18 protein-coding genes and 1 riboswitch are annotated in these 24,731 nt (G+C 56.6%); of the genes, 16 read left to right on the top strand and 2 right to left on the bottom strand.

Annotated elements, in window-relative coordinates:
• The first annotated feature begins 40 nt into the window (after positions 1-40).
• The 15 genes from hemW (at position 41) to OR1_RS03900 (ending at position 17,705) form a co-directional block, all read left to right on the top strand.
• Entirely contained in the window at positions 41-1,201 is a 1,161-nt protein-coding gene (gene hemW, locus OR1_RS03970; RefSeq protein WP_041970144.1) for a radical SAM family heme chaperone HemW, read from the top strand.
• A 108-nt stretch (positions 1,202-1,309) separates the two neighbouring features.
• Positions 1,310-2,347 (top strand): heat-inducible transcriptional repressor HrcA, encoded by a 1,038-nt coding sequence (gene hrcA, locus OR1_RS03965; protein ID WP_041970143.1) that lies wholly within the window; start codon positions 1,310-1,312, stop codon positions 2,345-2,347.
• 18 nt (positions 2,348-2,365) lie between these two features.
• Positions 2,366-2,923: a nucleotide exchange factor GrpE gene (grpE, locus tag OR1_RS03960; RefSeq protein ID WP_041970142.1), complete on the top strand. Its 558-nt coding sequence runs from the start codon at positions 2,366-2,368 to the stop codon at positions 2,921-2,923.
• A gap of 85 nt (positions 2,924-3,008) precedes the next feature.
• Positions 3,009-4,934: a molecular chaperone DnaK gene (gene dnaK / locus OR1_RS03955; protein ID WP_041970141.1), complete on the top strand. Its 1,926-nt coding sequence runs from the start codon at positions 3,009-3,011 to the stop codon at positions 4,932-4,934.
• Between the two features lie 104 nt (positions 4,935-5,038).
• Positions 5,039-6,166: a molecular chaperone DnaJ gene (gene dnaJ / locus OR1_RS03950; RefSeq protein ID WP_041970140.1), complete on the top strand. Its 1,128-nt coding sequence runs from the start codon at positions 5,039-5,041 to the stop codon at positions 6,164-6,166.
• Positions 6,163-6,720 carry a phospholipase D-like domain-containing protein gene (locus tag OR1_RS03945; RefSeq protein ID WP_237754221.1) on the top strand — a complete coding sequence of 186 codons (558 nt, stop codon included), beginning with the start codon at positions 6,163-6,165 and terminating at the stop codon, positions 6,718-6,720. Before dnaJ ends, OR1_RS03945 begins: the two co-directional genes overlap by 4 nt.
• Positions 6,721-6,784: 64 nt before the next feature.
• Positions 6,785-7,072: a DUF507 family protein gene (locus OR1_RS22995; protein ID WP_041970139.1), complete on the top strand. Its 288-nt coding sequence runs from the start codon at positions 6,785-6,787 to the stop codon at positions 7,070-7,072.
• Positions 7,069-7,341, top strand: a complete 273-nt coding sequence (locus OR1_RS22990; protein WP_041970138.1) for a DUF507 family protein — start codon at positions 7,069-7,071, stop codon at positions 7,339-7,341. The genes OR1_RS22995 and OR1_RS22990 overlap by 4 nt, the downstream gene beginning before the upstream one ends.
• Positions 7,335-7,901, top strand: coding sequence for a hypothetical protein (locus tag OR1_RS03930; protein ID WP_041970137.1), 567 nt, complete (start codon positions 7,335-7,337; stop codon positions 7,899-7,901). The genes OR1_RS22990 and OR1_RS03930 overlap by 7 nt, the downstream gene beginning before the upstream one ends.
• A gap of 133 nt (positions 7,902-8,034) precedes the next feature.
• A complete protein-coding gene (groES, locus tag OR1_RS03925; RefSeq protein WP_041970136.1) occupies positions 8,035-8,322 on the top strand; it encodes a co-chaperone GroES in 288 nt (95 codons plus the stop codon).
• Positions 8,323-8,496: 174 nt separating this feature from the next.
• Positions 8,497-10,140, top strand: a complete 1,644-nt coding sequence (gene groL / locus OR1_RS03920) for a chaperonin GroEL (protein ID WP_041970133.1) — start codon at positions 8,497-8,499, stop codon at positions 10,138-10,140.
• Between the two features lie 176 nt (positions 10,141-10,316).
• A complete protein-coding gene (locus tag OR1_RS03915; protein WP_041970132.1) occupies positions 10,317-12,371 on the top strand; it encodes a serine protein kinase in 2,055 nt (684 codons plus the stop codon).
• Between the two features lie 47 nt (positions 12,372-12,418).
• Complete coding sequence (locus tag OR1_RS03910) at positions 12,419-13,777, top strand: DUF444 family protein (RefSeq protein ID WP_041970426.1); 1,359 nt, start codon at positions 12,419-12,421, stop codon at positions 13,775-13,777.
• A 10-nt stretch (positions 13,778-13,787) separates the two neighbouring features.
• Positions 13,788-15,410: a SpoVR family protein gene (locus OR1_RS03905; protein WP_041970130.1), complete on the top strand. Its 1,623-nt coding sequence runs from the start codon at positions 13,788-13,790 to the stop codon at positions 15,408-15,410.
• 12 nt (positions 15,411-15,422) lie between these two features.
• A complete protein-coding gene (locus tag OR1_RS03900; RefSeq protein ID WP_041970129.1) occupies positions 15,423-17,705 on the top strand; it encodes a serine protein kinase PrkA in 2,283 nt (760 codons plus the stop codon).
• 15 nt (positions 17,706-17,720) lie between these two features.
• On the opposite strand, the gene OR1_RS03895 is transcribed toward OR1_RS03900, so the two are convergent.
• Positions 17,721-19,538, bottom strand: coding sequence for a KUP/HAK/KT family potassium transporter (locus tag OR1_RS03895; RefSeq protein ID WP_041970128.1), 1,818 nt, complete (start codon positions 19,536-19,538; stop codon positions 17,721-17,723).
• A 52-nt stretch (positions 19,539-19,590) separates the two neighbouring features.
• Positions 19,591-21,411, bottom strand: a complete 1,821-nt coding sequence (locus OR1_RS03890) for a KUP/HAK/KT family potassium transporter (RefSeq protein ID WP_041970127.1) — start codon at positions 21,409-21,411, stop codon at positions 19,591-19,593.
• An 88-nt stretch (positions 21,412-21,499) separates the two neighbouring features.
• A riboswitch (cyclic di-AMP (ydaO/yuaA leader) is annotated at positions 21,500-21,769 on the bottom strand.
• A gap of 186 nt (positions 21,770-21,955) precedes the next feature.
• Between OR1_RS03890 and ileS the strand changes: the two genes are divergently transcribed.
• Positions 21,956-24,730 (top strand): isoleucine--tRNA ligase, encoded by a 2,775-nt coding sequence (ileS, locus tag OR1_RS03885; RefSeq protein WP_041970126.1) that lies wholly within the window; start codon positions 21,956-21,958, stop codon positions 24,728-24,730.
• Position 24,731: the final 1 nt, after the last annotated feature.

The raw sequence follows: 24,731 nt of genomic DNA, 5'->3' as shown, positions 1-24,731 counted from the left end.
TTCATTTCAACCAGTTTTAGCCTGTACATTTCACCGAGTCATGCCATATCATTTTAGCGTGAATCTCTCTCTCTACATCCATATTCCGTTCTGCGTGCGCAAATGCCTTTACTGCGACTTCGCCTCTTCGGAACTCCCCGGAGTTACGCATGAAGAGTACGTGGCCGCGGTGGTCCGCGAGATGGAATCCCGGGCCAAAGACCTGCCGGAACCAGCAAAGACTGAAACCATGTACATCGGCGGCGGCACGCCATCATTGCTGGCGCCGCAGCTTGTCGAACAGCTGATTTCTGCCGCACAGAACCATTACCATCTTGCCGCTGATGCCGAGATTACCCTGGAGGCAAATCCGGGCACAGTGACCGCGGAATCCCTGGCAGGATACCGGTCTGCCGGGGTAAACAGGCTCTCCATCGGTGTTCAGTCCATGGATGATGCGATGCTGGCCATTCTCGGCCGGATTCACACCGCGCAACAGGCGAGAGAGGCTGTAGCCATCGCTCGGCAGGCCGGGTTTGACAACATCGGCATCGACCTGATCCACTCTCTCCCCGGTCAGACGCTCGATCATTGGGAACAGACGCTTCATGATGCGCTGGCTCTGGCGCCGGAGCATATCTCCGTCTATGGGCTTACCATAGAGGATGGGACTCCCTTTGCCGCAATGGCCGAGTCCGGGGAGATTGCCCTTCCTGCTGGCGACGACTCGGCAACCATGTTCGAGATGGCAATCGCCCTTCTGCCCGCCTCGAGTTACGAGCATTACGAGATCGCCAATTTTGCGCGCCCCGGCCGACGCTCCCGGCATAATCAGGTCTATTGGCGCCGGGGCAACTACCTCGGATTCGGCGCCAGCGCCCATTCGTTTCTGCGCGCACCCGGATTCGGGAAACGCTGGAGCAACACCCCGGACATAGGTGAGTTTTGCCGTGCCGGCTCTTCGCCGCATACCGGCGAGGACGTGGAACATCTCACCAAACAAGATGCCATGGGTGAATCCCTGTTTCTCGGGCTGCGCATGCTGGAAGGAATCGATCCGGAAGATTTCCGGAATGAGTACGGAGAATCAATCGACGAGGCATTTCCCGGTGTGCTTGATCGTCATACCGGCAATGGCCTGCTGCACAAAATAGGACCACGGATCGCCCTGACCGGGAGAGGGATACTGTTGGCAAATCTGGTGTTCGCGGACTTTGCCTGATCCTGCCCCTTTTTTCCCGAAATACCTTGACAAAGATGTTATCGGTCATTAACTTATCATCAGGTTTAGCACTCCGGGACAGAGAGTGCTATTTTTTTCGGCGGCGATATGCATAGTGATCTAAATGACAGAAGCAAGCAGATCCTCGAAGCGATTATCGAGGACTACATCCTGACGGCAGAGCCGGTCGGGAGCAGGACCATCACGCGCCGCCATCCGCTCGCCCTTTCTCCGGCAACCGTCCGCAACGTCATGTCGGACCTGGAGGAGATGGGGTATCTCACCTCTCCGCACACCTCTGCCGGGCGCGTACCGACCGACAAGGCGTACCGGCTTTACGTCGATTCGCTGCTGGCGGTCCGCAGGGTAAGCCGGAGCGAGCGGGAGGAGATCCGCCGCAGATGCAGCATCGACGGCCGGGATATCGGCTCGGTCCTGCGGGACACAAGCCGCATCCTGTCATCGGTATCCCATTACATGGGTGTCGTTGTGGCGCCCCGCTTCACAGCCGCGATCCTGCGGCAGATCGAATTTGTGAAACTCTCGGAGAACCGCCTTCTGGTGATCCTGGTGTCCCAGACCGGCTCGGTCCAGAACAAGATCATCGAATCGGATGGCAAGATCGCACCGGCGGATCTCGAAAGGATCAACAACTATCTTAACGGGATACTGCAGGGGCTTACCATCGCCCAGATCAAGACCCGCCTGATCGAGGAGATGCAGACCGAAAAGATCCGTTACGACCAGCTGATGTCGCAGGCAATTTCGCTCTCCCAGAAGACCATGGGCGATTCCGATTCGGAGATCTTCCTTGAAGGGCAGTCAAATATCATGGAGCTGCCTGAATTTGCCGATATCGGCAGGATGAAGAAGATCTTCCGCACCTTTGAGGAGAAGAACCTCCTGGTCCGACTCCTGGAACGATGCATGGATGCGGAAGGGTTCAACATATTCATTGGCGCCGAATCATCTCTCTCCCAGATGGCCGGCATCAGCGTCATCACCTCCACCTACCGGTCCGGCCGGAATTCCCTGGGAGTCCTGGGAGTCATCGGCCCGACGCGAATGGGATATGCAAATGTGATCCCGGTAGTGGATTATACGGCAAAACTCGTAAGCCGCCTGCTGGACGGCGATCGACATTGATTCAAGGAGTTTACCCACGTGGACAAGAAAAAACACAAGGAAAAGCAACCGGAAGACGCCAATGCTGCTCAGCAGTTTGCGGACGACCAGGCGCATGAGGCCGGAGACGTCAAACTGATGGAGCTGGAGAAGATTCTGGCCGAAAAAGAGGCGGAAGCTGCGGCCAACTGGGACAAATTCGTCCGGGAGCGGGCCGATCTCGAAAATTACCGGAAACGGGTCCAGAAGGAAAAGGAAGAGATCCAGAAATACGGCAACGAATCCCTTATCATGGAGATCCTTCCTGCCGTGGACAACATGGAGCGGGCACTCGCACACACCGATTCCGACAGTCAGGACCCGATCGTTACCGGGATAAGGATGACCCTCGACATGCTGCTCGGCTCGCTGCGCAAATTCGGCGTCGTCCCGCTTGAAACAGTTCCGGGTTCGCCGTTCGACTCTGCCCTGCACCAGGCGATGTCGCAGGTGGAAAAAGAAGGCCAGGAACCGAACACGATCGTCGACATCTTCCAGAAGGGTTACCTGTTGAACGAGAGACTGATCAGGCCGGCAATGGTGACCGTGGCAAAATAAATCCAGCGGGACCTTGATTTCCCGCTATCAATACCTAAGTTAAGAATAGAACAACCCTGTATGGGAATTAAGAAGGAGGATCATAATGAGCAAGGTAATAGGAATCGATCTCGGTACTACCAACTCCTGCGTCGCCATCATGGAGGGGGGAGAGCCGATTGTCATAGCTAACTCCGAAGGAAGCCGCACCACACCGTCTATGGTCGGCGTTACCGAAAGCGGCGAGCGCCTTGTGGGGCAGCAGGCAAAGCGTCAGGCGGTCACCAACCCGGAGAACACCCTTTTTGCCATCAAGCGGCTGATCGGACGGAAATTTGATTCCGAGGCGGTGCGCAAGGATATTGCCATCTCGCCGTTCAAGATCGTAAAGGCCGACAACGGTGACGCCTGGGTAGAGGCCCGCAACCAGAAGTTCTCGCCGCCGGAGATATCTGCCATTGTTCTGCAGAAGATGAAGAAGACCGCAGAAGACTACCTCGGCGAAACCGTAACCGATGCCGTCATTACCGTACCGGCATACTTTGACGACTCCCAGCGCCAGGCAACCAAGGACGCCGGAAAGATTGCCGGTCTCAATGTCTTAAGGATCATCAACGAGCCGACCGCTGCCGCCCTTGCCTATGGTTTGGATAAAAAGAAAGACGAGAAGATCGCGGTATTCGATCTGGGCGGGGGAACCTTCGATATTTCGATCCTGGAGCTCGGCGACGGCGTATTCGAGGTCAAGTCCACCAACGGCGACACCTTCCTCGGCGGCGAAGATTTCGACCAGCAGATCATTGACTGGATTGCCGATGAGTTCAAAAAGGACCAGGGATTTGACCTCAGGAACGACAAAATGGCGTTGCAGCGGCTGAAAGAGGCGGCGGAAAAGGCCAAATGCGAACTTTCCGGCTCCATGGAAACCGACATCAACCTTCCGTTCATCACCGCCGATGCCAGCGGCCCCAAGCACCTCAACCTGAAGCTGACCAGGGCAAAGCTGGAAGCGCTCTGCGCCGACCTGCTGGACAAGCTGGAAGGACCATGCCGCACCGCACTCAAAGATGCCGGGTTGTCAGCCTCAGAGATCGACGAAGTTATCCTGGTTGGCGGCATGATCCGGATGCCGGCAGTGCAGAAGCGGGTTCAGGATATTTTTGGCAAGGTCCCGAACAAAGGGGTTAACCCGGATGAGGTTGTTGCCGTCGGCGCCGCCATTCAGGGTGGCGTGCTCAAAGGGGACGTGAAAGACGTTCTGCTCCTGGACGTAACGCCGCTTTCGCTCGGGATCGAGACCCTTGGCGGAGTAATGACCCGGCTGATCGAGAAGAACACGACCATCCCCTGCCGGAAGAGCCAGGTCTTTTCCACCGCTGCGGACAACCAGCCCGCAGTAACCATCCATGTCCTGCAGGGCGAGCGCGAGATGGCTTCGGTCAACAAGACCCTGGGAAATTTCGAGCTGACCGGCATTCCGCCGGCACCCAGGGGCGTACCGCAGATCGAGGTTACCTTTGATATCGATGCCAACGGCATTGTCCATGTCTCGGCCAAAGACCTCGGGACCGGCAAGGAACAGTCGATCAGGATTACTGCCTCTTCCGGACTTTCCAAGGAAGAAATCGACAAGATGGTCAAGGACGCAGAGGCCCACTCCGCAGAGGACAAGAAGAAACGGGAGCTGATCGAGGCCCGCAACCATGCCGACAGCCTGGTCTACAGCACCGAAAAGTCCCTGAACGAACATGGCGACAAGATCGGCGCCGACGACAAGGCCAAGATCGAGGCCGGGGTAAGCGCTCTCAAGAAGGCGATGGAGGGTGACGACGCCGAGGCGATCAAGAAGGCGAGCGACGAGTTGATGCAGTCAGCCCACAAACTTGCCGAAGCGGTTTATGCCCAGGCCCAGGCTGCCCAGCAGCAGGCCGGTGGCGAGCAAGCAGGGCCGGATACGGCCTCAGGCGCGGCCCCCAAAGGGGAGAAGGTAGTTGACGCCGACTTTGAAGAGGTCAAGGACGACAAGAAATAATGGCGCACTCTGCGCTGTTTTGCAGGCGGACAAACAATCTTTTCATGCAGCAGGCAGTGGCCGGATTCCGGCCGCTGCCTCTTTGCGTTCCTGAGGGGTAAATTTTGGCTAACGGCGACAAACGAGACTATTACGAGGTACTTGAAGTCCACAAGAACGCCTCTGAAACCGAGATCAAGAAGGCGTACCGCAAGCTCGCCATCCAGTTCCACCCGGACAAGAACGCTGGCGACAAGGCGGCCGAAGACAAGTTCAAAGAGGTGAGCGAGGCGTACGAGGTCCTTTCCGACCCTGAAAAACGGGCCCAGTACGACCGGTTCGGCCATGCCGGGGTCAGTGGCGCCGGCTTTGGCGGCGCAGGCTTCGGTTTCGGCGCCGGCACTCCGTTCGGCGACATCTTTTCCGATATCTTCGGCGATGTCTTCGGCGGCGGCGGTGCCAGGCAGCGGGGGCGCGGACGCCGCGGCGACGACCTCCAGTACACCCTGGACATCAGCTTTGAGGATGCGGCCAACGGCATCGAGACCAAGATCGACGTACCGTATGCCAAACGATGCGGGACCTGCAACGGCTCCGGCGCAAAACCTGGAACCGAACCGAAGACCTGCCCGACCTGCCGTGGTGCGGGACAGGTCCGCTTTCAGCAGGGATTTTTCAGTGTCAGCCGGACCTGCAGCCATTGCAACGGTGAAGGCAAGATCCTCGACAACCCCTGCTCCACCTGCCGCGGTTCCGGGAGCGTCAAGGACACCAAGACCCTGTCCGTCAAGGTGCCGCCGGGCGTCGAGACCGGCAATCGTCTGAAGGTTACCGGCGAAGGCGGCCAGGGCACCAAGGGTGGCACCAACGGCGACCTCTACGTCCTGATCAATGTTAAAGAACACCCGATCTTTTCCCGCGAAGGAAATGACGTCATATGCGAAACCCCGATCAGTTTCGCCCAGGCAGCGCTCGGCTCTGAAATCGAAATCCCGACCCTTGACGGCAAGGTATCGCTCAAGATCCCCGAAGGTACGCAATCGGGCAAGATCTTCCGGCTCAGGGGCAAAGGCATTCCGGTACTGCAGGGTTACGGCCGGGGCGATCAGCTTGTTGTTGTCAGGGTAGAGACCCCGACCAACCTGAACCGGCAGCAGCGGGAGCTACTGGAGGAGTTTGCCAAAATCAGCAGCGAAGACGTACATCCCATGGGGAAGAGCTTTTTGAACAAGGTCATGGATATGTTCAAGTGAAAACTGTAGCTGCTGCAATCTTCATAGCCGTTCTCATCGCCTCGGTTCTGGTTACGGAACCGGCAGTTGCGGCAAGTTATACGACGCGCACGACCCTGCTCAGAAACCGCGAGTTCAGCGAGGCCCTGACGGAAGGTATCCGCTCGGCCAAGAAAAGCGTCTACCTCTCCTTTTTCCTCTTCAAGACCACCTCGGCCAGAAACAACATCCCCCGGCGGATCGCCGAGGAACTTATCCAGGCAAAGAAGCGCGGCCTTGATGTGAATGTCCTGCTTGAACGCCCTTCCAGGGATCGGCCCCAGTCGGGCGGCGATTCCCTGTATGCGGACAACCGGCAGACTGCTGACCTGCTGGCCCGCGGCGGCATCAAGGTATATTTCGACTCCCCTGGCGTAACCACGCACACCAAGGTGGCCGTGATCGACGGCCGCCTCGTGTTTATCGGGAGCCACAATCTTTCCCAGAGCGCCTTGCAGCACAACAACGAGCTATCCGTGATGCTCGACTCGCCGGAACTTGCCGCCGAGGTAAAAGCGTATCTCGATCGGCTCTGATTGCTTTCCGTGCCGGATTGAGTACAATGATCGCGCTGCGCTTACTTTGAAAGGAACCCGCACTATGCGTCTGAAAGATGAGCAGATCCACCGGCTGGCAGAGAAGGTCATCATCGACCTGACCGCAAGCGGCCTTATCAAGCTGAAGGGTGAACGAGGGGCTGCCCTCAATGCTATAAAAAGCGCCATCGCCGCCGACATCAAGGCTGAAGAGAACCTGGAACGCGATGCCGAGAACCTGCTCGATCAGACGCTCCGGTCCATGGGGAGCGGCGCGTCCGGGATCGACCGGCACAAGATGTTCCGCATGATCAAGGAAAAATTGGCCAAAGAACGGAAGATTGTCCTATGAGAGTAAGTGAAGACAGAATTTCCCATATCGCGCACCGCATTCTGGACAAACTCTGGGGAGACGACCTGGCCGACTTCCCCGAAGAAGGACGGGCCTTGTCGGCAATTAAGCAGTCGATTGCAAACTACTTTGCCATCGCGGACGAGATTGACGAGGCGGTCAGGAGTAAACTCGCCTCATACTCCCAGGCAAAGGTTCCGGGAAGCCGCGATTGGGAGGTTCTGTACAATAAATTTTTCCAGGAAGAGGCGGCCAAACGAAAATGGTGACCAAAGGTGCCAAGCTTGTCGTCAGGTTAGCATTGCCTGCCATCTTTTCCCTGATGCTCCTGCTGCTCCAGGGATGCGGTCCGGCGGTCCAGGTCTCGGTCAAGCCAGACTTCAAGCCGCCGGTCGAGCTGGATACGGTTTACGTGGTCCCGTTTTCCAGCACCCTGGTCCCGGCAGATTTCAAGGAAACGGCGTTCAACGATCTCGTCGACATTCTGAATGAGAACCGGAAAAAGGTGTCTGTCCAGCAGTTCGAGATCATCAAGGGCGAGCTGAAAAACCAGGACCCCAGGTGGCTGGCGAAACAGCTTTATATCTCCGGAGAATTCTGGAGCTACATAGAAAATGCCGGATGCTGCAGCACCGAGCTTCGCGTCCGCGCCCGGGTCGCCCTTACCGAGCCGGGTAAAGACGCCCCCACATTTGAGATAACGCTCCCGCTGGATAGTTATTTCGACCACGACCGCTCCACCCTTGAAAAGGAAAAGATCCTTCTTGCCAAGCGGCTGGCCCGGGAACTGGCAAACAGCATCATCCCCCCCCTGGCGAATCGAAGATAATTTTTTTGATTAGATACTTGATTTTTTAGGGGTGGGTGTTTATATTGAGTTCACGTTAGCACTCACCGCAGCAGAGTGCTAATTTTTTTCCTGAATAAATTATTTACTTCACTAGAGGAAAGGAGAAGCAAGCATGAAACTCAGACCGTTGCAGGACCGCATCATTGTTAAGAGACTTGAAGAGGAGAGCAAGACCGCGGGAGGGATATTCATTCCTGAAACCGCCAAGGAAAAGCCGCAGAAGGGTGAAGTAGTCGCCGTAGGCAACGGCAAGAAGACCGAAGACGGCAAGATCGTGCCGATCGATGTCAAGGCGGGCGACAAGGTACTGTTCGGCAAGTATGCCGGCACCGAAATCAAGATCGAGGGCGAAGAGTTCCTGATTATGCGGGAAGACGACATCCTGGGCATCATGGAATAATAGCGACTTCGCCAAACGGCCATCTGCGGTGTTGCGCTGCGGGTCGAACCGCTCAACGTACCTTCCGGGTACGCCTCGCGATTCATCCCTTGCGCTGCCTTGCAGCTGGAACGTTTTGCTGTGTCGCGTTTCGGCATCTACCAAAATAATTATCGAAACAAGGAGGATATAAACATGGGAGCAAAGCTTATCAAGTTTGACCAGGAAGGCCGCAATGCCATTCTCAAAGGGGTAAACACCCTTGCCAATACCGTAAAGGTGACTCTCGGACCGAAAGGCCGCAACGTCATCATCGACAAGTCGTTCGGCTCGCCCCTCATCACCAAGGACGGCGTCACCGTAGCCAAAGAGATCGAACTGGAAGACAAGTTCGAGAACATGGGCGCCCAGCTTGTCAAGGAAGTCGCATCAAAGACCTCTGACGTTGCCGGTGACGGCACCACTACTGCCACGGTTCTTGCCCAGGCGATCTACCAGCAGGGTTCCAAGCTGGTTGCTGCCGGCCACAACCCGATGGAGATCAAGCGCGGCATCGACAAGGCTGTCGAGACCATCGTCGGCGAGCTCGTCAAGATCTCCAAGCCGATCAAGGACCACAAGGAGATCGCCCAGGTAGGGACCATTTCCGCTAACAACGACAAGACCATTGGCGACATCATTGCCCAGGCAATGGAAAAAGTCGGCAAAGAAGGGGTCATTACCGTTGAGGAAGCAAAGGCAATGGAAACCTCGCTCGAGACCGTAGAAGGGATGCAGTTCGACCGCGGTTACCTTTCTCCTTACTTCGTGACCGATCCGGAGCGGATGGAAGTAAACCTGGAGAACGCCAACATCCTGATCCACGACAAGAAGATCTCCAACATGAAAGACCTGCTCCCGGTTCTTGAGCAGACCGCCAAGTCCGGCCGTCCGCTGTTGATCATTGCCGAAGATATCGAAGGCGAGGCGCTGGCCACTCTGGTTGTCAACAAGCTGCGCGGCGTGCTCAACATCTGCGCTGTCAAGGCCCCGGGATTCGGCGATCGCCGCAAGGCAATGCTCGAAGACATCGCCATCCTTACCGGCGGCACCGTGATCTCCGAAGAACTCGGCTTCAAGCTTGAGCAGACTACCTTCGACCAGCTCGGCACTGCCAAGCGGGTCACCATTGACAAGGACAACACCACCATCATCGACGGCGCCGGCAAGGAAGCCGACATCGCCGGTCGGGTCAAGCAGATCCGCGCCCAGATCGAAGAAACCACCAGCGATTACGACAAAGAGAAGCTCCAGGAGCGCCTTGCCAAGCTCGTCGGCGGCGTTGCCGTGATCAAGGTCGGTGCTGCCACCGAGACCGAGATGAAAGAGAAGAAGGCCCGCGTCGAAGACGCTCTCCACGCTACCCGCGCCGCAGTTGACGAAGGGATCGTCCCTGGCGGCGGCGTTGCTTACATCCGCGCCCTTTCCGTCCTCGACGGCCTGTCACTCGTCACCGAGCAGCAGTTCGGCGTCAACGTCATCAAGCGCTCCCTTGAGGAGCCGATCCGTCAGATCGCCCAGAACGCCGGGGTAGACGGCTCTATCGTGGTTGACAAGGTCAAGAACGGCAAAGATGCCTTCGGCTACAACGCTGCCGATGACGAGTACACCGACATGCTCAAGGCCGGCATCATCGACCCGACCAAGGTATCCCGCTGCGCCCTGCAGAATGCCGCTTCCGTGGCGGGTCTCATGCTGACCACCGAGGCAATGGTTGCCGAGAAGCCGAGGGATGAGTCCGCAATGCCGGCAATGCCGGGTGGCATGGGCGGCATGGGTGGCATGGGCGGCATGATGTAATCTGCTCACACCCAGATAAAACAATGCTCCATACAAAAGGGAGCGGATCCAGCGATCCGCTCCCTTTTTGCGTTTCCGACAATTCTGCCTTCCCGTACTTGCAAAATGATGTCTGGGGTGAATAATTTCTAAACAAGCGGCGCACTCACCCCAGGAACGGCACGACGGAGGAACGTATGGCTGGAGAGCTTACCCTTGAGCATCACCTGAAAGAGGTAAAATCGGGAAACCGGAAATTCGAAAATACCTTTCAGGGCGTAGCCCGGATGATCTTGGAACATGAAATCGAAAAGGTCGTGGTCAACGGCAGGACGACCTATGACTTCAAGATCTTCCGCACCGGGAAAAAACATCCTATCGGCATGTACGACGAGATCAACAGCTTCGTCTCGTTCGTGAAAGATGCCGCAGAAGGCGGGTCCAGCAAGGAGATGGCCTTTGTCCTTGTCGGCGAGCCGGGCAACGGCAAGACCTTTTTCGTGGAATTTCTCTGCTCCCGCTATCGCGAATTCCTCAGTCAGGACGGCAACCGCAAGTACACCTTCCGCTATGTCAACATGGACAAGCTAGGGAGTTACGGCCGGATTGCCACCATTGAATCCCAGACCTACGAAGATCCGCTGATTCTGGCAATGAATCTGTTCCCGGACCAGGATCAGACCAGGGCCTACCTGGGTAAGACCTTCGGCTTCAGCGACAAGGCCATTGAAACCTTCTTCGACAATTACCGCCCACTGGGCGCCTGCAGCGATTATATCTGGAACGACATCCGCAACTATACCGGCGGCGACATAAAGGCGATGCTGGGCCATATCGAAATCGTACCGGTGCCGCTCTCCGAAAGCCTCGGCACCATAACCGGCAAATATCCGGCCAAGGACAAGATCACCTCGTCGGCCGTGGATCTTCTGGGAGAGGAATCGATCCAGCGGCTTCTCCACATCACCGACACCAACAACCCCTACCGCTTCGACCTGCGGCGCGGCGCACTGGCCAGGGTTGCCGGTGGGGGTATCCATTTTGCCGACGAGATCTACAAAAACAAAAAGGATCTCGTCCAGGTCTATCTGGGTGTCATCCAAAACCGGGTGATTGAAATCGACGGCTACAAATGGCCCATCGACACCCTCATCATTGCAACCAGCAACAATTCGGAATTCAACCGCTTTCTGGCTGAAAAGGAAGAAGCCCCCATTATCGACCGTTGCCGTATCTGTTATGTCTCGCACAACACCAACTATCGCATGCAGGAGAGTCTTACCACCTATGCCATCGGCAGCGAGACCAAGACAACGATTACCCGCGAAGAGCTCCACCAGGACCCGAACCTTAATTACGCCGGCTCCGTGTCCATAGTCCTTTCCCGCCTTCCCCGTTCTGAGAAGCTGACCCCGGTAGAGACAATGAAGCTGGCTGCCGGAGAAATCGCCGGGGAAAAAAGCATGAAGACCCTGGCTGAGGTCATCGATACCCTTAATCAGGAACCTGATATCACCAAACGGTTCGGCCAGAAGGGGCTCGGCCAGAGAAACCTGGGGCGGGCCATCCAGCTGCTGGCGGAAAGCTCCGAGACCAACGAAGGTCGGTGCATGGTAGCACTGGACATCTTCAGGGCGATGGAGCGGATCATTCTCGATTACGTAGCGGAAGCAAGCGACCGGGCCAAATATCTCGACGACCTGAAGATCGCCAAAAGTCTCTATCGCGAACGGATCATGACCGAGATGTTCAATGCCTATATGGATGAACCGTTTGCCATTCGCAAGGACGTCATGAACTACGTCAACATGGTCATCGGCATTGATGCCGAAAACCTGGGACCGGACAAGATCTGGAAATACAAGGATCCCCAGAACGGCAAACTCAAGGCTCTCAAGATCGACGAGCGGTTCGTGCGCAACATCGAAGAGCGGCTCGGCCTCAAAACCGAGGAGCAGCGCGACACCTTCCGTACCGCCATCCGCAAGATCTATGGCCAGAAAATCACCGTGGAGCCCTCCTACGATTTCATGGATAACCTGGAACTGGTCAAGGCGGTCACCGATGTGCGGCTGAAGAGCGACATTGCCGGCGCCGGCAGTCTCATCGGCGCACTGGCCAACCGGACCAACGAGGAAAACCAGAAACTCTACGATCGAATCATCGTGACCATGCTGACCAAGCTGAATTACTGCCGGACCTGTGCGGAAAAAACCATTGAGTATTTCTGCACCCAGGATGATGAAAGCTAGCGCAGCGGATCGTGATCAGGCATCAGGACCGGCTGTGCGGTAAAACCATGAACGATAGCTTGCTGACATACCTCCAAGAGCTCAAAGAGCGCGGCTTAACGCCGGAACGGGAAGCGCAGCTGCGGAGCGAACTGCAGGGCAACCTCAGCCACACCCTCCGGACAGACCATGCCATCCCCGAGCATGACGAACTGTATGGCCGGAGCGATTTCTGCTGCCTGCAGGACAGATCGGAACCGCAAGCCTCCTACACGTCGCGGATCGGTTCTCTTGAGGAGCTGCTGGAAAGGGATCGCCTGCGCGAACAGGACGGATTCCCCCGCAAGATCCGGGTCGGCCGGCTTATAAAGCCGGGACGCGGGGACAAGACCAAATTCGTGGTGGTCCCCACCACTGTCGAGGAAAAATTCATTCATGACCGGATCCGGCCGCCGGGCGAGGAAGGCGCATCCGGAGGGAGCGGTGCCGGGGAAGAAGGGGAGGTTATCGGCGAACAGCCGATCCGCCCCGAAGGGGACCAGGGAGGAGGAGGCGCCGGACATGGCGGCGGCGAATCCCATGAACTGGAATCCAGCGCCTATGACCTGGGAAAGATACTGACCGAGAAGTTCGAGCTCCCCAACCTCAAGGAAAAGGGGAAGAAGAGTGCCCTTGCCCGCTATACCTACGAACTGACCGACAAGAACCGCGGCTTCGGCCAGATCCTGGACAAGAAAGCTACCCTGAAAAGGATCCTGGAAACCAATATTGCCCTGGGGAATGCCCCGGATCTTTATGACATCGACACCACCCGCTTTCTCATCGCTCCGCGGGACAAGGTCTATCGTATCCTCTCCAGGGAGCTGGACTACGAATCCCAGGCAATGATCTTCTTTCTCAGGGACTATTCCGGCTCCATGGCCGGCAAGGCCACGGAACTGGTCGCTTCGCAACATGTCCTGATCTACAGCTGGCTCATCTACCAGTATGAACGCCAGGTAGAGTCCCGCTTTATTCTCCACGACGACCAGGCCCGGGAAGTCCCCGACTTTTACACCTATTACAACCTGCAGGTGGCCGGTGGCACCAAGGTGGCGGCAGGATACCGTTTGGTGAACGAAATCGTGGCCAAGGAGAACTTGGCCAGGGATTACAATATCTATGTCTTTCATGGCACCGACGGCGACGATTGGGACACCGACGGCAGCGAGGCGCTTCCGGAGCTGAAGCAGATCCTCACTTATGCCAGCCGGGTCGGCATTACCATTGCCGGGCATACCTACAATTCGGGACAAACCGAGGTGCAAAAATACCTGAATGCATCAGGGCTGCTCAGTGAAAAGCCGGATCTCATCCGCCTTGATGTCATGGATGAAGACGCGGACGAGACGCGGCTGATAGAAGGGATCAGGAAGCTGATCTCCTGACGGGGCCTATATGCAGCTAATCGACCAGCATACGAAACGGATCATGGAGGGGTGCAAGGAAAGGGCACGCGCCGCGGGACTCCGTTTTCAGGATGAAACCCTGGAGTATATCGTCACCAACCGCGATCTCCTGGAACTCTCTCCCAAGATGATGATACCCACCCTTTACGACTACTGGGTCCACGAGGTGGAGGTGCTCAAGGAAAAGGGAAAGTACGAACTCTACCCCTCCAACCCCTATGAAACCGTAATCAACACCCGTCCGGCCATCTCCTTCTACAACGACAACAACCCGGACTGGCTCAATGTGATGATCTTCTACCATGTGCTGGCGCACATAGACTTTTTCCAGAACAATCTCTACTTCCGCCATACCTGGGACTTCGACCTGGCCGGTGAGGCGCTGGCCGACAAACGGCTCATCGCCCGGCTGCGTGCCGAGCACGGACGGTGGGTCGACTACGTCATCGAATTCGCCCGCGCTATCGACAACCAGGCCGGCTACTTCCAGGAACTCTCCCAGTTGCACCGGACCACGACCGACGCCATGTCACACCGCCTCAACTACTACTTCGACGTCTTTATCCAGTCGGTGAAGCAGGTAAAGGTTACCGAGTTCATCAAGGAAGTGGAACGCTACAATCACTGCATGAGAACCTTCGGCAAACAGGGTGAAAATACCTTTTTTGCCGAGGTCGCCGCGAAACACCCCGAATTCGAAGCCCTGTTCGCCAAAAGCCAGAGCAGCGGCCATCATGGCCGCCTCGATCTGCTGCAGTTTATCATGAAACATTCACCATACCTGAACAGGGACGAGAACAAATGGATGAAGTCGGTAATAGAGGTAGTCCGCAAGACCTCTATCTACTTCCAGCCGCAAATCCGCACCAAGATCATGAATGAGGGGTGGGCAAGCTACTGGCATGAAACCCTGTTCCTGCTCGACGAGCGGATCAGGGGGCATGAAGTGGAATTCGCCCGGGTTCATAGCGGTGTCACGTCTCTGCCGCGCGTCGGCCTCAATCCGTACGCCTTGGGGATGAGGCTGTTTCAGCACATCGAAGAACTGGCTGACAAGGGGAAGCTCACTTTCGACTATCAGCGGCTCCTGAATGCCGAGGCGCGCAAGAGTTTCGATACCGGAACCGGGAAAGGACGCGATTTCATCTTTACGGTCAGGGAAAACTGCGCCGATTTCCTCTTCCTCTCCACCTATGTCGACCAGGAATTCGTGGATCGCCACCGGCTGTTCGTGGCCGGCAAACGGCTCAACAAGGCGAAGATGAGTTGGGAATACTATGTGAAGAGCCGCAGCGGCCAGCAGTACCGGCAAATGCTGCTGGACACTCTCTATCACCCGCCAGCCATAACCATTGACGAGACAAGGACCGGTGAGGGGCTTTACCTGATCCACCGCTTCGAAGGGAAACCTCTCGTTGAGGAATTCATCGCCAACACCATGATGGGGATCGAGTTCTTCTGGGGGAACCCGGTCCGGCTGGAAACCAGCGAAGTCGCCTCAGCTCCCCAGCTTGCCGAAGACGTCTGGCCGGGAATGGAGGAAGCCCGGGTGACCTGGCGCAAGGTTCTTTACACCATGCAGGATCGTCATCTCACGAAATCCATACTCTAGTCAGGCAACGCCATGAACAGTATCGACAGAGCCATCAGCAATCTCAATCAGAGCATCGACGACTGGAAACAGCATACCTCCATCTCGTTTGGCGAATTTCTAGACCTCCTCACCGCGCATCCGACGCGTGTGGTCCGGAACGTCTTTCAGGTCTTCCATGACATGATAAAGACCTATATCGAAGGAGGGATCGACGAATACCCCGACGACCCTGAATCGATCCACTATGTCTATTACGACTGCCATCGCCTCTTCATCGAAGGAACCGATCACCCCTTTTTTGCCGACCGGCTATTTGCCAACCGCCTCGTGAACCTGGTCGATGCCTGGAAGCGAGGCGCCCAGCAGAACAAGATCTATATCTTTGAAGGCCCTCCCGGCAGCGGCAAGAGCACCTTCCTCAACAACCTGCTCATGAAATACGAACAGTTTGCCAATACGGAGGAGGGGATGCGCTACGAGGTGATCTGGCGGCTCGACCGCAAGATCCTGAGCAGCCACAAGAAGCAGGAGGTCAACCATTTCCTTGATGATCTTTCCAAGCTCCTCGACGAGTACGAACTTACGCAGGAGGAGATCATTGATGCCAAGGCCGCACTGCAGGAGGAGGGGGAATTCATCGATATCCCCTGCCCCTCCCATGACAATCCGCTCCTGATCATTCCGAAAGACCACCGCCGCTCCTTTTTCGACGACCTGTTCCGCAACGACGAGGCCAAATGGCGGCTTTTTACGGAAAAGGAGTACGAATGGGTCTTCAAGACCAACCCCTGCACCATCTGCAGCTCTCTCTACCAGGCGCTGCTGCATCGGCTCAAGAGTCCTGCCGAAGTCTTCAGCATGGTCTATGCCCGTCCTTACCAGTGTAACCGGCGGATGGGAGAAGGGGTCAGCGTTTTCAACCCCGGCGACCGGCCGCTCAAGCAGAACATCCTGACCAACGAAATGCTGCAAAAGCGTATCAATGCCTTGCTGCGCGACAGCAACCAGGTGAAGTACCTCTTCTCGACCTACGCCAAGACCAATAACGGTATCTACGGGCTGATGGACATCAAGGGGCACAACACGGAACGGCTTATCGAGCTGCATAATATCGTCAGCGAAGGGGTGCACAAGGTCGAAGACCTGGAAGAGAACGTCAACTCCCTCTTTTTCGCCCTCATGAACCCTGAGGACAAGAAGAACATCGCGAACATCCAGTCCTTCTCCGACCGGCTCGAATATATAAAGATGCCCTATGTCCTCGATCTCAATACCGAAGTGGAGATCTACCGCAATGTCTTCGGCAAGCAGATCGAGCTGAACTTTCTTCCCCGGGTACTACACAATTTTGGCCGGGTCATCATCTCATCCCGGCTCAAATCCCGCTCTGAAGCGATGCTGGAGTGGATCGAGGAGCCGCAGAAATACGGTCTCTATTGTGACGAAAATCTGCAGCTGTTGAAGATGGAAATCTACACCGGCCATATTCCCACCTGGCTCGAAGAAGAAGACTGGAAGCGGTTGACGGCCAAACGGCGGCGGCAGATCATTGCCGAATCGGAGACCGAAGGTGGGCAGGGATTCTCCGGCAGGGATGCCATCAAGATTTTCAACGATTTCTATTCCACCTATGCCCGCAAGGATCAGATGATCACCATGGCGATCCTCAACAACTTCTTCACCAAGGTGCATCCAGAACTAAACGAACAGATCCCCCATGGATTCCTCGACTCGCTGCTCCGGATGTACAACTACACGATCCTCCAGGAGGTAAAGGAGTCGCTCTACTACTACAATGAGGAAAGAATCTCCCGGGACCTGCAGAACTACCTGTTTGCGGTCAACTTCGAGGTCGGCACCACGCAGACCTGTAATTATACCTGGGACAAGCTGGAGATCACCGATGGGTTCTTCGAGGGAATCGAACTATGGTTGCTCGGAGAGGGGGTCGACCATGACCGGATACTGGCCTTTCGCAAGGCGACCCAGAAGGAGTATACCGCCTCGACCCTGACCCAGGAGATCATGTTCGGCAAACAGGTCACGGAAACCAAACTCTATCAGGCACTGCACGACCGGTATGTGCACAACCTGAAGTCAAAGGCACTCGACCCATTTCTCGCCAACGAGAACTTCCGGCGTGCCATCAAGGATTATGACCGGGAGGAATTCAAAACCTACGACAAGAAGATCAAGAGCGATGTTACCTTCCTGATCAAGAACCTGTGCAGCAAGTTCCGCTACACCAAGAACGGCGCACGCGAGGTCTGCATCTACGTAATCGACAACGACCTGGCCAGGCAGTTTACCTGAGTTCGCAACGACGTCTCACATCTCCACCCGCGTTACAACCCCCTGGAGCTTGCTGGCCGGCAGCTTGTTGAACTGCACGAAGTTGGGGGTAAGCCGCTTGATCACGCTGAAGACGCGCCAGGCCGGGTTCCGGGTCGCAATATCCTCGATGCCGTAGAATATGACCTTCCCCTTTATCGCGTGCGCCTGCAGCAGGGCATCGATATCGATGACCTCCATATAGCCGGCCGAAACGGTAAACCCGTCCAGCCCCTTTGCAACCCCCTCAAGAAGGATGCATTCCACCCCGAACGGTTCGTCGGTACGCACAATGGAAATGAGGATGTTCCGCTCGTAAATGATGTTGCTCCGGATGATGCAGTGGATCAGATACGGAGGGATCACGTTTACTTCGCGGGTAAAAAAGAGCGCAGTTCCGGCGATCCTCCCCTTGGCATAGATCTGGTTGTAGGAGAGGGCAAAGGTTTCCAGATCCAGCGGCCGCAGAGCGAAATAGAGCGCCTGCTGCCCCTTGGTCCAGATCATGATGGTGACGAACGGTATCGATGCCAGGATGATCGACCAGTATGCGCCATGGGGAATCTTGTAAAAGGTGGATAACAGGTAGGCGAGGTCGATCAGGAAGATCAGGACGACAATCGGGACCTTCCATTTTTTGGTGGTATGGGCATACACGATCATCATCATGATGGCGGTGATGGTCATGGAACCGGTCACTGCCATGCCGTAGGCAGCAGCCAGATTCCCGGACTTGCGGAAGATGAACATCACCATGATTACCGCCACCATCAGGGTCCAGTTGACCGCAGGGATATAGATCTGCGACTGCATATGGGTCGAGGTGTATTCCACCCGCATGAGCGGCATCAGCCGGGTCGTTATCCCCTGATAGACAATGGAAAAGACACCGCTGATGATCGCCTGGGAAGCGATGATCGTTGCCATGATGGTAAGGATCAGAAACGGGATGTACAGCATGGGCGCCTGCCCTCTGATCATGCCGAAGAGCAGGTTCTTCGTCTCGGGGTGCTGCAGCAGGAACGCCCCCTGACCGAGGTAGTTGATGATGAGCGCCATGAAAACGAAGTACCAGGCACGGATGATCGGCTTTTTCCCGAGATGCCCCATGTCGGCATAGAGCGCCTCGCCGCCGGTGGCACAGAGAATCACCTCGGAGAGCACGAAAAACCCGGAAAGACCGTTACTTTTCAGGAAGATGAAGGCGTGCATGGGGTTGATCGCACCGACGATCTCAGGCGCTGCGGAGATGGAAACAAGGCCTGACGTGAGGAGCGCGCCGAAGTACACCACCATGATCGGGCCGAAGATGCCGGCAACACGGTCGGTACCGTGGGACTGGAAATAGAAGAGAGAGAGGGCGATGGCTGCTGCGATCAGAACAAGGAGCGATTGGGACAGATCCTCAAGACCCGGGACCAGATGCACACCTTCCACTGCCGAGAGAATGGATATAGCCGGGGTAATGACACCGTCTCCCAGGAGCAGTGAGACCCCGAGAAAGGAAAGGAACCCGGCAAAGGCCAGGAGCCGCCCCTGTTTCAGCAACTTGATGAGAATCTCCCGGAGGACGATCTCGCCCCCCTGCCCCTTTTTGCCGAGACTCATAGCCAGCCAGGCATACTCGCCCGAGACCAGTATGGTCATGGTCCAGAATACCAGCGACAGGATGCCGAAGACATTGTCCCGGGTCGGCGCCGTAAGGGCAAAGATTACGGTCAGGGTATAGATCGGGCTGGTTCCGATATCGCCGAATACCAGCCCCAACGCTTTTACGATTCCGCCGAAGAATGAGTCCGGCTCGTGCCGCTCCATATGGATACCTGTCAAAGGCGATGATGAAGCGAAAAGTATACCCTATTAAGTGCTACATCTCCACCCTGGTTACAACCCCCTGCAGTTTGGAGGCCGGGAGCTTGTTGAACTGCACGAAGTTCGGGGTGACCTTCTTGATGAACGAGAATAGCCCCCAGATGACATTGCTGGTGGTGATATCCTCGACACCGTAAAAGATCACCTTCTCCTGGACCCCGTTCTCCTTCAGCATTGTCTCGATGTCGATCCGCTCCATGTACCCGGCGTGGATGTCGAACGAATCGAGCCCGACGCTTATCCCCTGGGTCATGCAGGAATAAACGCCGAAAGGCTCGTCGGTACGGACAATGGAGATGAAAATGTTCCGTTCATAGATGATATTGCTCCGGATGATGCAATGAACCACATAAGGGGGCACCACCGGGGTCTCACGGGTGAAGAACAGCGCCGTGCCCGGAATATTCTTGTCTTTGGCGTAGATCTGGTCGTAGGAAAGGAGGAAGGTCTCCAGGTCCAGCGGCTTGAGCGACCGGTAGAGCGCCCTCTGCCCCTTGGTCCAGACCATGATGACCGCAAACGGTATCGATGCCAGGATCAGGGACCAGTAGCCGCCATGCGGCAGCTTGTTCAGGTTTGACAGGAGAAATACGAGGTCGATCAGGGTCACGAAAAGGGCAATCGGCACCTTCCACTTCTTGGTGGTCCGGCTATAGATCATGGTCATCATGATCCCGGTGATGGTCATGGTGCCGGTGACTGCCAGTCCATAGGCTGCAGCCAGGTTCTCGGACTTCCGGAACACCAGCATGATCATGATGACCAGCGCCAGCAGGAACCAGTTGACCGAATTGATGTAAATCTGCGATTTCAGATGGCTCGAAGTGTAATCGACCTTGAGCAGCGGCATGATCCGGGTGGTGATCCCCTGGTAGACGATGGAAAAAACGCCGCTGATCAGCGCCTGCGACGCAATGACCGTAGCGGATACGGTAAGGAGCAGAAACGGTATGTAGAGTAGCGGCGCCTCCCACCGGATCATGCCGAACAGGATGTTCTTGGCATCCGGGTGGTGCAGGATGTAAGCCCCCTGGCCCAGGTAGTTGATGACCAGGGCAGCAAAGACAAAATACCAGGCCCGGATGATCGGCTTGCGCCCCAGATGACCCATATCGGCATAAAGCGCCTCCCCGCCGGTGGCGCAGAGGATTACCTCGGAGAGAATAAAGAAGCCGGCCATGCCGTTAGTAGACAGATAGTGAATCGCGTACCAGGGGCTGACCGCCTTGATCACCTCCGGAGCGGCGGCAATGGCCACGGCTCCTGACAGGGCGAGAGAAACGAACCAGATGATCATGATCGGGCCGAATGCCTTGGCCACCATGTCGGTACCCTTGAATTGAAAGATGAACAGGCCGACGGCTACAATGGCGGCAATAAGAATGAGAACCCCCTGCGGCGTATGCTCAAGTCCGGGAATCAACTCCAGCCCCTCGACAGCGGAGAGAATGGAAATGGCAGGGGTTATGACTCCGTCGCCAAGGAGCAGCGACACCCCCAGGAATGAGAGAAACCCGACAAAGGCAATCTGGCGTCCCGGTTTGAGGAGCTTGGAGAGGATCTCCTTCAGGACGATGGTGCCCCCCTCACCTTTGCGCCCCAGGCTCATGGCCAGCCAGGCGTATTCAACCGTGACCAGGATGATAAGGGTCCAGACAATCAGCGACAGAATGCCAAAGACATGGTCCGGGGTGGGCTTCGTCAGGGTCATTATGACTGTCAGTGTATAGATCGGACTGGTGCCGATGTCGCCGAACACCAGCCCCATGGACTTGACGATACCGCCCCAGAAGGAATCCGCTTCGTGCTGCTTCATTCTCGGTCTCCTGCAGGATATTGCTTGTCGGGGCAACCGCTGCATAAGAAAAGCCGCCGGCATGAACCGGCGGCCAATAATGCCGCAATTCTGCCCTTCCAGATGCCTACGAGGTTAGCTGACGGGCTTGAGGCTGAAAGTCCTCATTCGGCACCAATGAAGCGGTTCTTTTTTGCCATCTCTGCGTCAGACTGCGCGATTCCTTGTGCGGCGTACCTGCAAGTACGCCTCCGCGTCATCACTCGCCTTCCTTGACCTGACTAAAAATCATCCGCTTCCGATAAGTGCGTGGAATTCGCCCCTGTTTCTCGGGTCCCCCGCATCCGTTACGTTGAACGGATCTCGGCTGCATTTTCCGCCAGTTATACTCTTTCTGGCACCATAGTCAAGAAATCAGTGGCTGACGGCTTCGGCAAAAAGTCTCTTCGCCCAACCGATTATATCCCTGCATCCGGAACGTGTTACATTTTAAAGGTTCTTGACTTTTCAAAGGGTTTCCGATAGCTTAAATCGTTTTCAGCCCGACCCTAGCGGAGGAATCCTGATGGAATATAAAGACACTCTCAATCTCCCGGTTACCGAATTCCCGATGAAGGCCAACCTCAATCAGCGCGAGCCCGAGATCCTGCAGAAGTGGGCAGATACCGGGCTGTATGAGCAGATTGAGGCGTCCGGCGCCGGGAAGCCGGTTTACATGCTTCATGACGGGCCTCCGTACGCCAACGGCCATATCCATATCGGCCATGCCCTGAACAAGATCCTCAAGGATATCATCCTCAAGAGCAAGCGAATGGAAGGTTTCCACGCCCCGTACGTCCCGGGGTGGGACTGCCACGGCCTGCCGATCGAGCTGCAGGTGGAAAAGAACCTGGGGTCGAAAAAGAACGAAATCTCGAAGCTGGAGATGCGGCGCGAGTGCCGGAAATATGCCGAGAAATTCATCAACATCCAGCGCGATGAATTCAAGCGGCTCGGGGTCCTGGGTGACTGGGACAATCCGTACCTGACCATGAATTACGAATACGAAGGGCTGACCGCTCAAGAGCTGGCCAAGTTCGCCCACAATGGCGGGCTGTATCGCGGCAAGAAGCCGGTCCACTGGTGCTCCTCCTGCGTTACCGCACTGGCCGAGGCCGAAGTGGAATATGCCGACCATACCTCGCCGTCCATTTACGTGAAATTTGCGCTCAAGGACGACCTGAGCGGCGCGATCCCGGCACTGGCCGGTAAACAGGCCTTTGTGGTCATCTGGACCACCACACCATGGACGATCCCGGCCAACCTGGCCATTTCCCTGCACCCGGACTTCACCTATGTCGCCGTTGAAGTGAACGGCGAAGCGCTGATCGTTGCCGAAGGGTTGAAAGACGCATTCCTGGCCGCAAACCAGCTTGAAGGACAGGTCATTGCCACCTTCCCGTCCACGGTTCTTGAAAAAAAGCTCTGCCGCCACCCGTTCTATGACCGTGATTCGATCATCCTGCTCGGCGAGCATGTCACCCTGGAGGCCGGCACCGGCTGCGTTCACACCGCGCCGGGACATGGCCAGGACGACTACGAGATGGGGCTGAAATTCGGTCTCGATATCTACAATCCGGTGGATAACCACGGCAAGTTCATCTCCAGCCTGCCGTTCTTCGGCGGCCAGTTCGTCTTCAGCGCCAACCCCAACGTCATCGAAAAGCTGACCGAGGTCGGCGCCCTGGTCGGCGCCGGCACGGTTTCCCACTCTTACCCGCACTGCTGGCGCTGCAAGAAGCCGATCATCTTCCGCGCCACCGAGCAGTGGTTCATCGGCATGAACGCCAACGACCTGCGCCAGAAATCTCTGGCCGCAATCGACCAGGTTGCCTGGATTCCCAAGTGGGGCAAGGACCGGATCTATGGCATGATCGAAAATCGCCCGGACTGGTGCATCTCCAGACAGCGAAGCTGGGGAGTTCCGATCACCGCGTTTTCCTGCCGTTCCTGCGGAGAATACCTGGCCGACGGCAAGTTGATGGACCATGTGGCCGAGATCTTCAAAACCGAGAGCTCGGACGTCTGGTTCGACTGGGATGCTGCCAAGCTCCTCCCCGCCGGCACAGTCTGTCCCAAGTGCGGCTCCGCCGATCTCGCCAAAGAAATGGATATCCTCGACGTCTGGTTCGACTCGGGCGTGTCGCACGCCGCAGTGCTCGAACCGAATCCCAAGCTCTCCTCCCCTGCCGACATGTACCTTGAGGGGAGCGACCAGCACCGCGGCTGGTTCCACTCATCGCTGCTGGAGAGTGTCGGCACCAGGGGGGTGGCGCCTTACCGGAACGTCCTGACCCACGGTTTTGTCGTGGACGGCTCGGGCCGCAAGATGAGCAAGTCTGTGGGGAACGTGGTGGCGCCCGAAGAGGTGATCAAGAAGTTCGGCGCCGAGATCCTCCGTCTCTGGGTGGCTGCCCAGGACTACCGCGACGATATCAGGATCTCCCAGGAGATCCTCAACCGCCTGTCCGAGGCGTACCGCAGGATCCGCAACACCTGCCGCTACATCCTCGGGAACCTGAGCGATTTCGATCCGCTAACCGATTCCGTCCCCTTTGCCGACATGCCGGAACTGGACCGCTGGGCGCTGCACCAGCTCGAACTGTTGAAGGAAAAGGTCCTCAGCTCTTACGGCGAGTATGAATTCCACGTCCTGTACCACGCAGTCAACGGTTTCTGCACCGTGGAGATGAGCGCCTTTTATCTCGATATCCTGAAGGACCGGGTCTATACCAGCAGGAAGGATTCCGTCGAGCGCCGCGCTGCCCAGACGGTCATGTACGAGATCCTCGATACGCTGGTCCGGATGATCGCGCCGGTGCTCTCGTTCACCAGCGACGAGGTCTGGGGCTACCTGCCGGGCAAGCGGGAGGCGAGCGTCCATCTGGCCGGATTCCCGGCCATGCACCCGGAACGCAAGGACGATTCGCTGGTTGAGCGTTGGGACCGGATCATGAAAGTTCGAGGCGAGGTCTCCAAGGCACTGGAGCAGGCGCGAGTTGCCAAGACCATCGGCCATTCGCTGGACGCGGCCGTTCTTATCAGCGCCGAAGAAGACCTCAACGACTTCCTTGTTCCTTATGGTGCGGAACTGCCGGGGATATTCATTGTCTCGAAGGTTGAACTGGGCAAGATTTCAGAAGGAGATTATTACAGCGCCGATACCGTTCCGGGGCTCAAGATCCAGGTAGCGGCAGCTCCGGGCGTGAAATGCGAGCGTTGCTGGTGCTACAGCGAAGAGCTCGGCACCGACGCCGACCACCCGACCATCTGCCCAAAATGCCTCAAGGCGGTCAAATAAG

This window comes from Geobacter sp. OR-1 (assembly GCF_000813145.1).
Classification (GTDB): Bacteria; Desulfobacterota; Desulfuromonadia; order Geobacterales; family DSM-12255; genus Geoanaerobacter.
Note: the sequence above shows the minus strand (reverse complement) of the source record. Positions and strands in the feature narration are given on the sequence as shown.